Genomic DNA, 13,698 nt, shown 5'->3' on the forward strand with positions numbered 1-13,698 from the left:
CCGCGCCAGGACCGGCCGTTCACTCCGCGGGCGGCTCCCCCAGCACCTCGTTGAACCGGTGCAGCAGCTCGGCGAAGCGCTCCACGTCCTCGCTCGGCCAGTCGGCCATCACCTCGCGCACCCGCCGCATCCGGACGTCCCGGGCGGACCCGTAGCGCCGCCGCCCGTCCTCGGTCAGCGAGACCAGCGCCGCCCGGCGGTCCAGCGGGTCCGCCTCCCGGGCGACCAGGCCGAGCTCCTCCAGCGCGCGGATCTGCCGGCTCACCGTCGCCTTGCCGACCGCGAAGTGCACGCCGACGTCCGTCACCCGCACCCGCCCGGCCTGCTCGATGTAACCGAGCATGCTGTACGCCATGCCGTCCAGCTCGGGGTGCACCCGGCGTGAGAGTTCCGCCACTCTGGCGCGGCCCCGCCGGAACATCAGCCCGACCTCGCGCTCCACCGCCACCAGGCGTTCCTCGTCCGTCACGGCGCCAGTATCGCCCAGCGGCAGTGGCCGAGAACCGGCGCGTGAGGTAGGACAAGCTAGTTAGTTCATGGTATTAAGTATCCGTTTTCCGCCGATACGCAAGGAGATGTGGATGACCGCCCCGGGGCAGGGATTCGTCGCCGAATTGAAGGGCGCGGTCACGCCGCGTGCGGCACTGCTGGTGATCGGCGTGCTGCTGCTGCAGCTCGGCTTCATCACCTCGTACGTCGGGGCGCTGCACCACCCGACCCCGCACAAGCTGTCGGTCGCGGTGGTCGCCCCGCCGCAGCTCACGCCCAAGCTGGTCCAGGCCCTGGAGTCGGTGCCGGACGACGCGGTCAAGCCGGTCACCGCGCCGGACGCCGAGACGGCGACCCAGCAGATCAAGGACCAGAAGATCTACGCCGCGCTGGTGGTGAACCCGACCGGCACCGAGGACACCCTGCTGACCGGCGGCGCCCGCGGCACCTCCGCGGCCAAGGCCGCCGAGAGCATCACCACCGCGCTGGACAAGGCCCAGGGCCGCACCGTCAAGGTCGTGGACGTCGTGCCGCTGGCCAAGGGCGACACCAACGGCCTCACCGCCTTCTACCTGGTCATCGGCTGGTGCGTCGGCGGCTACCTGGTCGCCTCCATCCTCGGCATCAGCGCCGGCTCCAAGCCGGCCAACGTCCACCGCCTGCTGATCCGCCTCGGCGTCCTGGCGCTGTACTCGGTCGGCGCCGGCCTCGGCGGCACGATCATCGCCGGACCGGTGCTGGACGCGATGCCCGGCTCGATCCTGGCCCTGACCGCCATCGGCGCCCTGGTGGTGTTCACGGTCGGCGCCTTCACCATGGCGCTGCAGTGCCTGTTCGGCATCATCGGCATCGGCCTCGCGGTGCTGGTCTTCGTGGTGCTCGGCAACCCGAGCGCCGGCGGCGTCTACCCGGCCCCGATGATGCCGCCGTTCTGGCGGGCGATCGGCTCGCTGATCCCGAACGGCGCCGGCACCAGCGCCACCAAGTCGATCGCCTACTTCGGCTCCACCAACCTGGGCATGCCGATCCTGGTCCTGGTGGTCTGGGCGGTGGTCGGCGTCGGCGTCGCCTTCCTGGCCGTCCTGCGCGGCCCGCGCGAGGCCGACCGCGAGCTCGCCGCCGAGGCCCCCGCCGCGGACTGAGCCACCCGCAGCACCGAACGGGCCCCGGCCAGCACGGCCGGGGCCCGTTCGCGTTCCGAAGGGGTACGGGACGGGGTCAGGACAGGCCCTGGCCGCCCGCGAGCCGCCCCGGGTCGGCGACGATCGCGCGCACCACGCCCACCGCCGCGCCCAGCAGCGGCCCGCGCCGACCGAACCGGGAGACCCTCAGCCGGTCCTCCACCCAGGGCCGCACCGTCACCCGGGCGGCCAGCTCGTGCCGCATCGCCGGCAGCAGCCAGGGCGCCAGCCGGGCGTAGCCGCCGCCCAGCACCACCTCGGCCGGGTCCAGCAGGTTGACCGCCCCGGCGGCGGCGATGCCGAGCGCCGAACCGGCCCCGGCCAGCGCCGCCCGGGCCGGCTCGTCCCCGGCGCCGGCGCGTTCGGCGAGCAGCGTCACCCAGTCGCCGCGCGCCCCGGCCAGCCCGGCCGCGCGCAGCACCGCCTCCTCGCCCGCGTACTGCTCCAGGCAGCCGTGCGCACCGCAGGCGCAGCGCCGCCCCTCCGGGTGGACGGGCACGTGGCCCAGCTCGCCCGCGTAGCCGCGCGCACCGCGCAGCAGCCGGCCGTCGACCACGACGGCCGCGCCGACGCCGGCCTCGGCGGAGACGTACAGGAAGTCCTCCGGGGCCTCGCCCAGCCACCGTTCGGCGAGTCCGCCGAGGTTGGCCTCGTTGTCCGCCTCGACCGGCAGCTCGGCCAGGCCGTCCCCCACCAGGCGCAACGCCGGGCGCAGTTCGGGGCCCAGCGGGACGTTCCGCCAGCCGAGGTTGGCGGCCCGCTGGAGCACCCCGCCGCTGCCGACCAGCCCGGGCACGGCCAGGGTCAGCCCGGCCGGGCGCAGGCCCGACTCGACGACGGCCGAGCGCACCAGGTGGGCCAGGTCGGCCATGACGGCGGCGGGTTCCCGGCCGCGGTTGGCGCTCTCCTGGCGCCGCCAGGCGCGGACCTCGCCACGCAGGTCGACCACGCAGACGCCGAGGTGGCGGACCCCGATCTCGGCGCCGAGGCCGCCGGGCCCGAGCGGGTTGAGCCCGAGCGCGGTGCCGGGGCGGCCGACCTTGCCGCTGGGGGCGGCCGGGCCCTCCTCGACGACCAGGCCGGCCGTGATCAGCTGTTCGGCGAGCGAGGAGACCGCGGCCCGGGTCAGCCCGGTCCCGGCGGCCACCTCGGCGCGCGAGCGGGGGCCGCGGGCGATCAGGCCGAGCACCAGGGCCAGGTTGGCCCGGCGCATCCCCTGCTGGCTGGCGGGCCCGGTCCGGACGCCGTCCGGCTCCCCGCGCATAACTCTCACCTCACGGTCTTTCCGGCACATCCCGTGGCATCTCGGGTGCAGCGTAACCGGGTTCCGGCCCGGTGTGCGCCCGGGCGGCGGGGCTGGTGAAGACCCAGCGCCGCATCGCCCAGAAGCGGAAGAGCATGGCGACGAAGGTGCCCACGACCATCCCGCTGAGGAAGTCGGCGACCTCCTGCTGGAACGGGCCGATGTACGGCTCACGCAGGTCGAAGGCGTACCGGGAGAGCGCCAACGGGATGACGTTGACGCCGATCGCCACCGCGCTGACCAGGAAGAACAGCAGCGCCTCCGGTCGGCGCCCGTCCGTCCGGAAGGCCCAGCGGCGGTTGAGCAGGTAGGAGACGACGGTGGCGATCACCGTGGCCACCGTGAGGGCCGCCACCGGCGCGTGCGCCAGGACGGTGAACTTGAGCTCGACGTCGATCACCGTGGTGAGGGCGAAGCAGCCGCTGCCGACCACCAGGAACTTCACCAGCCGGCGGTGCCGCACCAGGAACGGCCGCAGCCGCGCCGGCACCCGGGCCAGGACGCGCTGCGTGGGGGACGGCATCTCCGCAGTGTGGCACGCCGCGGGCCGGTCCGGCGGATCCGCCGGACCGGCCCGCGGCCGCCCCCGTCGACCGCGTCAGGCCGCGGCGACCAGTACCCCGGCCGGCTCCAGGGCCAGCTTGAGCACCTCCCGCACATCGGCCACCGGGTGGACGGTGAGCCGCTCCAGCACCTCGGCCGGGACGTCGTCCAGGTCGGCCTCGTTGCGCTTGGGGATGATCACCGTGGTGATGCCCGCCCGGTCGGCGGCGAGCAGCTTCTGCTTCACCCCGCCGATCGGCAGCACCCGCCCGGTCAGCGACACCTCGCCCGTCATCGCCACGTCGGTGCGCACCCTGCGGCCGGAGAGCAGCGAGGCCAGCGCCGTGGTCATGGTGATGCCGGCGCTCGGCCCGTCCTTGGGGACGGCCCCGGCCGGGACGTGCAGGTGCACGCCGCGGTCGCGCAGCGAGGTGACCGGCAGCTCCAGCTCGGCGCCGCGCGAGCGGAGGAAGGAGAGCGCGATGTGCGCGGACTCCTTCATCACGTCGCCCAGCTGCCCGGTCAGGGTCAGTCCGGTGCCGCCGGTCTCGGCGTCGGCCAGCGAGGCCTCGATGTAGAGGACGTCGCCGCCGGCGCCGGTGACGGCGAGGCCGGTCGCCACGCCGGGGACGGCGGTGCGCCGCTCGGCGGGCGCCTGGGCGGCCTCCGGCACGTGGTGCGGGCGGCCGATCAGGGCGCGCAGGTCCTCCGCGCCGATCGCGGCGGGCAGTTCGCGCTCGCCGAGCTCGGCCTGTGCGGCGATCTTGCGCAGCACCCGGGCGATCGAGCGCTCCAGGGTGCGCACGCCCGCCTCCCGGGTGTACTCCCCGGCCAGCCGGCGCAGCGCCTCCTCCTCGACGCTGACCTGCCCGTCGCCCAGGCCGGCCCTCTCCAGCTGTCGCGGGAGCAGGTGGTCGCGGGCGATGACGACCTTCTCGTCCTCGGTGTAGCCGTCCAGCCGGACCAGCTCCATCCGGTCGAGCAGCGGCTCGGGGATGGCCTCCAGCACGTTGGCGGTGGCGAGGAAGACGACGTCGGAGAGGTCGAGCTCGACCTCCAGGTAGTGGTCCCGGAAGGTGTGGTTCTGGGCCGGGTCCAGCACCTCCAGCAGCGCGGCGGCCGGGTCGCCCCGGTAGTCGGAGCCGACCTTGTCGATCTCGTCGAGCAGGACGACCGGGTTCATCGAACCGGCCTCCTTGATCGCCCGCACCAGGCGGCCGGGCAGCGCGCCGACGTAGGTGCGCCGGTGGCCGCGGATCTCCGCCTCGTCCCGGACGCCGCCGAGCGCGACCCGGACGAACGTGCGGCCCATCGCGCGGGCCACGCTCTCGCCGAGCGAGGTCTTGCCGACGCCGGGCGGCCCGACCAGGGCCAGCACCGCGCCTCCGCGACGGCCGCCGATCAGGCCGAGCCCCTGGTCGGCCCGGCGCTTGCGGACGGCCAGGTACTCGACGATCCGCTCCTTGACGTCGGCCAGGCCGGCGTGGTCGGCGTCGAGCACGGCGCGGGCGCCGGCGATGTCGTACGCGTCCTCGGTGCGCTCGTTCCAGGGCAGCTCCAGAACGGTGTCCAGCCAGGTGCGGATCCAGGAGCCCTCGGGCGACTGGTCGGAGGAGCGCTCCAGCTTGTCGACCTCCTTGAGCGCGGCCTCGCGGACCTTCTCGGGCAGGTCGGCGGCCTCGACCCGGGCGCGGTAGTCGCCCTCCTCGTCGGCCGGGTCGCCGTTCAGCTCGGCCAGCTCCTTGCGGACGGCCTCCAGCTGGCGGCGGAGCAGGAACTCCTTCTGCTGCTTGGCCACGCCCTCCTCGACGTCCTTGCGGATGGTGTCGTTGACCTCCTCCTCCGCGAGGTGGTCGCGCAGCAGGGTGAGCGCGTACTCCAGACGGGCGACCTGGTCGGCCTCCAGCAGCACCTTGAGCTTCTGCTCGGCGGTGGCGAAGGGCGCGTAGCCGATGTTGTCGGCGAGTTCGCCGACGTCCTCGATCTGGGCCACCCGGTCGACGATCTGCCAGGCGCCGCGCTTGCGCAGCCACTGGGTGGACAGCGCCTTGTACTCCTTGACCAGCTCGGCGGCCCGCCCGGCCACCGGCGTGCCGACCGAGGACTCCTTGAACGGCGTGGTCTCCACCCAGAGGGCGGCGCCGGGGCCGGTGGTGCCGACCCCGATCCGGACCCGGCGCACGGCGCGCACCAGCGCCACCGGCTGGCCGACGGTATGGGGGGCGTCGGCCAGCCGGCCGACCTGTTCCACGGTGGCCAGCGTGCCGGCCGCCGCGTACGAGCCGTCCACCCGCGGGACCAGCAGGACCTGGGGCTTGCCGGAGCCGGTGGCCGCGGCGCGGGCGGCCTCGACCGCGGCGCGCACCTCGGTGTCCTTGAGGTCCAGCGGGACGACCATGCCCGGGAGCACGACCTCGTCGTCGAGGGGCAGCACGGGCAGGGTGAGCGGTGTGGACGTCGATGCCATGATCTCTCCCCGGTCAGTGAACTTGAGTCGACCTGACTAAGGATTTGCAAGCGCGGGATGTTCCCGACCTCTTGTTCGCTGTGAGCGAACGGGCCTGTCACCGGAACGGCCGGAGGGAGGGGGCGTCAAAAGAGAGCGGAAAGAACGCCCCAAGAACACCCGGGCGCCGGCACGTCAGGGCGTCAGGAGTCAGGGGTCAGGAGCCAGGAGTCAGGGCGCGGTGGACGGCCGGACCCCGGCCCGCACCGCCGAGGCGGCGGCGGAGCCGACCGCCAGGGCCCGCGCCGCACGGAGCCGCGGCCCGGGCGGGCGCCGCTCGATCCGGCCCAGCCAGCGCCACAGCGCCATCCCGGTGAGCAGCGCGGCCGGGTGGCCGACCGCCGTGACCAGGTCCTTCTGGGTGGCGATCTGCTGGGCGAGCATCAGCCCGACGCCGGCCAGCGCCACCACCCGCGCGCGCTGCGGCAGGGCGCCCGCCGCCGCGCCCAGGCAGGCGAGCACGCCGTAGCTGACCCCGATGTCCAACTGGTCCATCGCCGCCGGCGCCAACCGCCCGACCTCCACCGCGGTGATCACCACACCCTGGGAGAGCAGCGTGGCCGCGACGTGCCCGGCGGCGAACACCGCCGCCGCCCGGGCCGGGCCGACCCTGCGCTCCAGCGGCGCCAGGGTGAGGGCGAAACCCCACAGGTAGGGCAGCCACGATCCCCCGGCCACCCAGAACCCGCTGAGCACCAGGGCGCGCAGGGGGTGCTGGAGCAGGTTGTGGCCGTCCGAGCTGGAGGCCGCTTGCAAGCGCTGGACGAGTTCCGGATCGGCGATCCGGGCGAAGGTCGAGGTGACTCCGACGACCGCGAGATATCCGATCGTGAAGGGAGTGCGCCGAGGTGTCGGCACGCGTTCCAGCAGCCATTCCAGGGCGCCGCCGCGCGGCCCGTACCGGAGCATTCCGTACCGCGCCGCCGAAGGCGCGCGCCCGCCGGCATCCCACCGCAGTCCAGCCATGACGCCTCCGCTCCACCCCCGCAGCCGCCGGTGCCCGGAGGCGCCCGACCCACCGGCGCGGAGGCCGGAATCCGCGCTGCGGGGCGTTGTCGCGGCCACGCTACGTCGAGGTTCTGAGAGGCACCTGAGAAAAGCCCGTGAAGGCCGTCGACGCCGGGACCGGCCGGATTCCCGGCATTGGTCCAGACCTTCTCCCGATTAACGCGTCAGTAGGGCCTCTGACCGGCGACTTGGCGTCAACTGGACTGCATACGTACCGTTACGCAGTGAAAATTCGCCGGGTAAGGTATCGGCCCGTGCCCACTCGTGCGGTGGGCCCGAGGGCGGCCGGACAGCCGGCCCAGCGGGCCGGAAACGTCCGGTCCGCCTGCCGGGAGGCATCCGCTGTCCGTACGCTGCGAAGTGCGTGGGAGGAGTGGACGGAAGACCATCCGTCCTCCACTCCCGGGCGTATCAAACGGGACGGCGGACCCGGCACAGTCCACGACGGAACAAGACTACGAGCGGAGCCCCGCCATCCCCACAGGTGGCCGGCCCGCAGCCCTGGGGGCGGTGGCGTGACCGTGACAGAAATTCAGCAGGACAACCCCAACACCGGCGGCACTGTGAGCAGCCAGCGCAGAGTGCTGGTGGTGGAGGACGAACCCACGATCGCCGAGTCGATCGCGGCCCGACTGGGCGCGGAGGGCTTCAAGGTCGCCGTGGCCCACGACGGCCCCGGCGCAGTGGACGGCTTCCACACCTGGCAGCCGGACCTGGTGGTCCTGGACATCATGCTGCCCGGCTTCGACGGGCTGGAGGTGTGCCGCCGGATCCAGGCCCAACGCCCGGTGCCGGTACTGATGCTGACCGCCCGCGACGACGAGACGGACCTGCTGGTCGGCCTCGGCGTCGGTGCCGACGACTACATGACCAAGCCGTTCTCCATGCGCGAACTGGCGGCCCGGGTCAACGTGCTGCTGCGCCGCGTCGAGCGCGCCCAGCAGGCGGCCCGTACGCCGGCACTGGGCAGCCTGCGCTTCGGCGAGTTGGAGATCGACCACGTGCAGCGCCGGGTCCGGCTGGCCTCGGGCGACGTCCACCTGACGCCGACCGAGTTCGACCTGCTGGCCTGCCTGGCCGCCCAGCCGCGCGCGGTACTCACCCGCGAGCAGCTGCTGGCCGAGGTCTGGGACTGGACCGACGCGTCCGGCACCCGCACCGTGGACAGCCACGTGAAGGCGCTGCGGCGCAAGATCGGCGCCAGCTGGATCCGCACCGTGCACGGTGTCGGATACGCACTCGAGGCCCCGCTCTCCTGACGGGACTTCGGGCGACGGGCCACCGGGGGGCCCGTGTCCGAACACCGCAGCGCAGACCCGCGGGGACCACAGGGGACCAATGACCTTTCCACAGCAACGCAACGGGGACGCCGACGGCGCGCGCCCGCAGACCCTCGCGGCCCGCGCGGCCAGCCGGGTCTGGGCCGACATCCGTCCGCTCGACCCGGTCCGCTCGATCAAGGGCAAGCTCGCCCTGCTGGTGATCGTCTCCGTGTTCCTGGCCACCGGCATGGTGGTCGTGGCGATCCGGTCCGAGACCCAGATCCGGATCATCATGGTCTTCTCCATGATCGCCTCGCTGCTGTTCATGCAGTTCCTCGCGCACGGGCTGACCGCCCCGCTGCGGGAGATGACGGACGCCGCCCGCGCGATGGCCTCCGGCGACTACAGCCGCCGGGTCGAGGTGAACTCGCGCGACGAGATCGGCGAACTGGCGGCCGCCTTCAACGGCATGGCCGCCGACCTCCAGGCCGCCGACCGGCACCGCCGCGAGCTGGTCGCCAACGTCTCGCACGAGCTGCGCACGCCGATCGCCGCGCTGCGCGCCGTGCTGGAGAACGTGGTGGACGGCGTCGTCCAGCCCAATCCGGCGACGCTGGGGGCCGCACTGGAGCAGACCGAGCGGCTCGGCCGCCTGGTCACCCACCTGCTGGACCTCTCCAAGATCGACGACGGCGTGGTCGACCTGGACGCCCGCCCGTTCGAGGTGCGCGAGTTCCTGGACGGCGTGCTGCGCGGGGTCACCGTGGACGGCGCGACGGCCGGCGGGGCCTTCTCCCGGCGCGGCGACGTCCGGCTGGCCCTGGAGGTCAGCCCGGCCGGCCTGACCGCCGTGGCGGACCCGGAGCGGCTTCACCAGGTGGTCGCCAACCTGGTCGACAACGCCTGCAAGCACTCCCCGCCCGGCGGCACCGTGACGGTGCGCGCCCGGCCCGACGGCGAGGACGGCGGCCTGCTGCTGGAGGTCCAGGACGAGGGCCCCGGCATCCCGCCGGCGGACCGCAGCCGGGTCTTCGAGCGGTTCAGCCGCAGCGGCACCGCCACGGCCTCCGGGCCGGGCTCGGACGGCGGCACCGGGCTGGGCCTGGCGATCGCCCGCTGGGCGGTGGACCTGCACGGCGGACGGATCGCCGTCGCCGAGTCGCCGCGCGGCTGCCGGATCGAGGTCAGACTGCCCGGGCAGTCCTGAGCGGGCAGTCCGGGCGGGCAGTCCGGGCGGGCAGTCCGAGCGGCCGGGACATTTGTCACAGATCCGACACAGCCGCATACGAAGATCGTCGATTGATTCGTGTGGCCCTTTGTCCGTTTTCGCCCCGGTTTGGTGGGTGATCGGGCCCGATCGGTTCCCCTCAGATACGGCTTTCTAACGTAGTTTTTCAGCCAAACTGCAGGTCAGGACTGTGATCTGGGCGACGCCTGGGGCCCGGGGACTGCGCGATCACTGGTCAGGGGCGTAGCCTTAATCCCCGCTGTCCAAACATCCCAAAAGGAAGCGGAAGAGGGCGGTTGCCGCCGTGTCGCCACAGTCCCCTGAAACCCCCAACAGCTCGGCAAGTTCCACTGGCTTCGGCCCCAATGAGTGGCTCGTCGATGAGATCTACCAGCAGTACCTCCAGGACCCGAACTCGGTAGACCGAGCCTGGTGGGACTTTTTCGCCGACTACAAGCCCGGTACCGAGGTGACCCCAGTGACCCAGGCCGCGACCCAGGCCGGCCCCACGCCGACCCCTGCCGCTGCCCCCGCGCCCGCTGCTGCTGCTCCGGCCGCACCCGCGCCCGCCGCCCCGGCCGCTCCGGCCCCGGCTGCCGCCCCGCTCGCCGCCGCGCCCGCCGCGCCCCCGGCCCCCAAGGCCGCGGCTCCGGCCGCGCCCGCCGCCACCGCTGCGGCCGGCCCCGAGCTGGTCCAGCTGCGCGGCCCGGCCAAGGCCGTCGCCACCAACATGGACGCCTCGCTGGAGGTGCCGACCGCGACCTCGGTCCGCGCCGTCCCGGCGAAGCTGTTGATCGACAACCGCATCGTCATCAACAACCACCTGCAGCGCGCCCGCGGCGGCAAGGTCTCCTTCACCCACCTGATCGGTTACGCCCTGGTCCAGGCCATCAAGGCCGCCCCGGGCATGAACCACAGCTACAAGGTGGAGGACGGCAAGGCCTTCCTGGTCAAGCCGGAGCACGTCAACCTCGGCCTGGCGATCGACCTGGTCAAGCCGAACGGCGACCGCCAGCTCGTCGTCGCGGCCATCAAGAAGGCCGAGACCCTCGACTTCTTCGGCTTCTGGCAGGCCTACGAGGACATCGTCCGCCGGGCCCGCGCCAACAAGCTGACCATGGACGACTTCACCGGCGTCACGGTCTCGCTGACCAACCCCGGCGGCATCGGCACCGTGCACTCCGTGCCGCGCCTGATGCAGAACCAGGGCACCATCGTCGGCGTCGGCGCCATGGAGTACCCGGCCGAGTTCCAGGGCTCCGCCCCGGAGACCCTGTCCCGCCTGGGCGTCTCCAAGATCATGACGCTGACCTCGACCTACGACCACCGCGTCATCCAGGGCGCGGCGTCGGGCGAGTTCCTGCGCGAGATCCACCGCCTGCTGCTCGGCGAGAACGGCTTCTACGACGAGATCTTCGAGTCGCTGCGGATCCCGTACGAGCCGGTCCGCTGGGCCACCGACGTCGCCACCACCCACGACGACGAGGTCAACAAGACCGCGCGCGTCATGGAGCTGATCCACTCCTACCGGGTCCGCGGTCACCTGATGGCCGACACCGACCCGCTGGAGTACAAGCAGCGCAAGCACCCCGACCTGGACGTCACCACCCACGGCCTCACCCTGTGGGACCTGGAGCGCGAGTTCGCGGTCGGCGGCTTCGGCGGCCAGAAGATGATGAAGCTCCGCGACATCCTCGGCCTGCTGCGCAACACGTACTGCCGCACCGTCGGCATCGAGTACATGCACATCCAGGACCCGAAGCAGCGCAAGTGGCTGCAGGAGCGCCTGGAGAAGCCGTACTCGAAGCCCGAGCGCGAGGAGCAGCTGCGGATCCTGCGCCGGCTGAACTCGGCCGAGGCCTTCGAGACCTTCCTGCAGACCAAGTACGTCGGCCAGAAGCGCTTCTCGCTGGAGGGCGGTGAGTCGCTGATCGCCATGCTGGACGCGACCATCGACGCCGCCGCCGAGCACCGCCTGGACGAGGCCGTCATCGGCATGGCCCACCGCGGCCGCCTGAACGTGCTGGCCAACATCGTGGGCAAGCCGTACGGCAAGATCTTCGGCGAGTTCGAGGGCAACCTCGACCCGAAGTCGATGCACGGCTCCGGTGACGTCAAGTACCACCTGGGCGCCGAGGGCACCTTCACCGGCCTGGACGGCGAGACCATCAAGGTCTCGCTCGCCGCGAACCCCTCCCACCTGGAGGCCGTGGACCCGGTCGTCGAGGGCATCGCCCGCGCCAAGCAGGACATCCTGGACCAGGGCGGCACCACCTTCCCGGTGCTGCCGATCCAGATCCACGGCGACGCGGCCTTCGCCGGCCAGGGCGTCGTCGCGGAGACCCTGAACATGTCGCAGCTGCGCGGCTACCGCACCGGCGGCACCGTGCACGTCGTGGTGAACAACCAGGTCGGCTTCACCGCCGCCCCGGCGTCCTCGCGCTCCTCGATGTACTGCACCGACGTGGCCCGCATGATCGAGGCCCCGATCTTCCACGTGAACGGCGACGACCCGGAGGCCGTGGTCCGCGTCGCGCGGCTCGCCTTCGAGTTCCGCCAGGCGTTCCACAAGGACGTCGTGATCGACCTCATCTGCTACCGCCGCCGCGGTCACAACGAGGCCGACAACCCGTCGTTCACCCAGCCGCTGATGTACGACCTGATCGACAAGAAGCGCTCGGTGCGCAAGCTGTACACCGAGGGCCTGATCGGTCGCGGCGACATCACCATGGAAGAGGCGGAGCAGGCGCTCCAGGACTTCCAGGGCCAGCTGGAGAAGGTCTTCGCCGAGGTCCGCGACGCGGCCCAGACGCCGGCCCCGACCTCCGGCGGCAAGCCGCAGGCCGACTTCCCGGTCAACATCCAGACCGGCATCTCCCAGGAGATGGTCAAGCGGATCGCCGCCTCGCAGGTCAACCTGCCGGACTGGCTGACCGTCCACCCGCGCCTGCTGCCGCAGCTGCAGCGCCGCGCCGCCTCGGTCGAGGACAACACCATCGACTGGGCGATGGGCGAGACCCTCGCCATCGGCTCGCTGCTCATGGAGGGCCACCCGGTCCGCCTGGCCGGCCAGGACAGCCGCCGCGGCACCTTCGGCCAGCGGCACGCCGTCCTGATCGACCGCAAGACCGGCGAGGACTACACCCCGCTGCAGTACCTCACCGAGGACCAGGCCCGCTACACCGTCTACGACAGCCTGCTGTCGGAGTACGCGGCCATGGGCTTCGAGTACGGCTACTCGCTGACCCGCCCGAACGCGCTGGTCATGTGGGAGGCGCAGTTCGGCGACTTCGTCAACGGCGCGCAGACCATGGTGGACGAGTACATCGCCTCCGCCGAGCAGAAGTGGGGCCAGCACTCCGGCGTCACCCTGCTGCTGCCGCACGGCTACGAGGGCCAGGGGCCGGACCACTCGTCCGCCCGTCCGGAGCGTTTCCTGCAGATGTGCGCGCAGGACAACATGACGGTCGCGATGCCGACCCTGCCGTCGAACTACTTCCACCTGCTGCGCTGGCAGGCGCACAACCCGCACCACAAGCCGCTGGTCGTCTTCACCCCGAAGTCGATGCTGCGTCTCAAGGCCGCGGCGAGTGCGACCGAGGAGTTCCTGTCCGGCTCGTTCCGCCCGGTCATCGGCGACACCACCGTCGACCCGGCGCAGGTCCGCAAGGTGGTCATCACCGCCGGCAAGTTCTACTACGACGTGGCGGCGGCCCGTGCCGAGCGCGGCGTCACCGACACGGCGATCGTCCGGGTCGAGCGGCTCTACCCGCTGCCGGTGGCCGAGCTCCAGGAGGAGCTGGCCCGCTACGGCGACAACGTCCAGTTCGTCTGGGCGCAGGAGGAGCCGGCCAACCAGGGTGCCTGGCCGTTCATCGCGATGAACCTGGTCGACCACCTGCAGGTCGTCATCGGCCGCTCCGGCGGCGACGCCCGCCTGCGCCGGGTGGCCCGCACCGCGGCCTCGTCGCCGGCGGTCGGCTCCGCCAAGCGGCACGCGGCCGAGCAGCAGGCGCTGATCGAGGAGATCTTCGCGCTCTGACGCGTGCAGGCTCCGCAGCACCACTGACGCCCGCGGCCCCGTCCCCCCACCAGGGAGGCGGGGCCGCGGGCGTACCGGCCGATCGCCGCCACGACGGCGGTCGGCCCCGACTATCCTGACCAGGTCAATCCCCATC

At 72.6% G+C, this 13,698-nt stretch carries 9 protein-coding genes; 4 read left to right on the top strand and 5 right to left on the bottom strand.

Annotated elements, in window-relative coordinates; all coding sequences use genetic code 11:
- Positions 1-19: 19 nt before the first annotated feature.
- On the bottom strand, positions 20-469 hold the full coding sequence (locus tag ABTY61_RS09720; protein WP_350504415.1) for a MarR family winged helix-turn-helix transcriptional regulator: 450 nt from the start codon (positions 467-469) through the stop codon (positions 20-22).
- Between the two features lie 112 nt (positions 470-581).
- Between ABTY61_RS09720 and ABTY61_RS09725 the strand changes: the two genes are divergently transcribed.
- Positions 582-1,631: a YhgE/Pip domain-containing protein gene (locus ABTY61_RS09725; protein ID WP_350504416.1), complete on the top strand. Its 1,050-nt coding sequence runs from the start codon at positions 582-584 to the stop codon at positions 1,629-1,631.
- A gap of 76 nt (positions 1,632-1,707) precedes the next feature.
- Here the strand turns inward: ABTY61_RS09725 and ABTY61_RS09730 are convergent, their stop codons facing one another.
- The 4 genes from ABTY61_RS09730 to ABTY61_RS09745 all read right to left on the bottom strand — a co-directional run bounded on the left by ABTY61_RS09730 (position 1,708) and on the right by ABTY61_RS09745 (position 6,988).
- On the bottom strand, positions 1,708-2,934 hold the full coding sequence (locus ABTY61_RS09730) for an ROK family protein (protein WP_350504417.1): 1,227 nt from the start codon (positions 2,932-2,934) through the stop codon (positions 1,708-1,710).
- A gap of 10 nt (positions 2,935-2,944) precedes the next feature.
- Positions 2,945-3,496 carry a GtrA family protein gene (locus tag ABTY61_RS09735; RefSeq protein ID WP_350504418.1) on the bottom strand — a complete coding sequence of 184 codons (552 nt, stop codon included), beginning with the start codon at positions 3,494-3,496 and terminating at the stop codon, positions 2,945-2,947.
- A 75-nt stretch (positions 3,497-3,571) separates the two neighbouring features.
- Positions 3,572-5,983, bottom strand: coding sequence for an endopeptidase La (gene lon, locus ABTY61_RS09740; protein ID WP_350504419.1), 2,412 nt, complete (start codon positions 5,981-5,983; stop codon positions 3,572-3,574).
- Positions 5,984-6,193: 210 nt separating this feature from the next.
- Positions 6,194-6,988 (bottom strand): rhomboid-like protein, encoded by a 795-nt coding sequence (locus ABTY61_RS09745; RefSeq protein ID WP_350504420.1) that lies wholly within the window; start codon positions 6,986-6,988, stop codon positions 6,194-6,196.
- A gap of 563 nt (positions 6,989-7,551) precedes the next feature.
- Here ABTY61_RS09745 and ABTY61_RS09750 point away from each other — a divergent pair.
- The 3 genes from ABTY61_RS09750 (at position 7,552) to ABTY61_RS09760 (ending at position 13,562) form a co-directional block, all read left to right on the top strand.
- Positions 7,552-8,289 carry a response regulator transcription factor gene (locus ABTY61_RS09750; RefSeq protein ID WP_094742879.1) on the top strand — a complete coding sequence of 246 codons (738 nt, stop codon included), beginning with the start codon at positions 7,552-7,554 and terminating at the stop codon, positions 8,287-8,289.
- Between the two features lie 79 nt (positions 8,290-8,368).
- A complete protein-coding gene (locus ABTY61_RS09755; RefSeq protein WP_350504421.1) occupies positions 8,369-9,499 on the top strand; it encodes a sensor histidine kinase in 1,131 nt (376 codons plus the stop codon).
- A 325-nt stretch (positions 9,500-9,824) separates the two neighbouring features.
- Entirely contained in the window at positions 9,825-13,562 is a 3,738-nt protein-coding gene (locus tag ABTY61_RS09760) for a multifunctional oxoglutarate decarboxylase/oxoglutarate dehydrogenase thiamine pyrophosphate-binding subunit/dihydrolipoyllysine-residue succinyltransferase subunit (protein WP_350504422.1), read from the top strand.
- The last annotated feature ends 136 nt before the right edge of the window (positions 13,563-13,698 follow it).

The sequence above is a fragment of the Kitasatospora sp. NPDC096128 genome, assembly GCF_040303105.1.
In the GTDB taxonomy this organism is placed as follows: domain Bacteria; phylum Actinomycetota; class Actinomycetes; order Streptomycetales; family Streptomycetaceae; genus Kitasatospora.

Coding starts and splice junctions, on each gene's coding strand:
- ABTY61_RS09730 (WP_350504417.1), bottom strand. CDS start 2,934: ATGCGCGGGGAGCCGGACGGCGTCCGGACCGGGCCCGCCAGCCAGCAG.
- ABTY61_RS09745 (WP_350504420.1), bottom strand. CDS start 6,988: ATGGCTGGACTGCGGTGGGATGCCGGCGGGCGCGCGCCTTCGGCGGCG.
- ABTY61_RS09755 (WP_350504421.1), top strand. CDS start 8,369: ATGACCTTTCCACAGCAACGCAACGGGGACGCCGACGGCGCGCGCCCG.
- lon (WP_350504419.1), bottom strand. CDS start 5,983: ATGGCATCGACGTCCACACCGCTCACCCTGCCCGTGCTGCCCCTCGAC.
- ABTY61_RS09735 (WP_350504418.1), bottom strand. CDS start 3,496: ATGCCGTCCCCCACGCAGCGCGTCCTGGCCCGGGTGCCGGCGCGGCTG.
- ABTY61_RS09725 (WP_350504416.1), top strand. CDS start 582: ATGACCGCCCCGGGGCAGGGATTCGTCGCCGAATTGAAGGGCGCGGTC.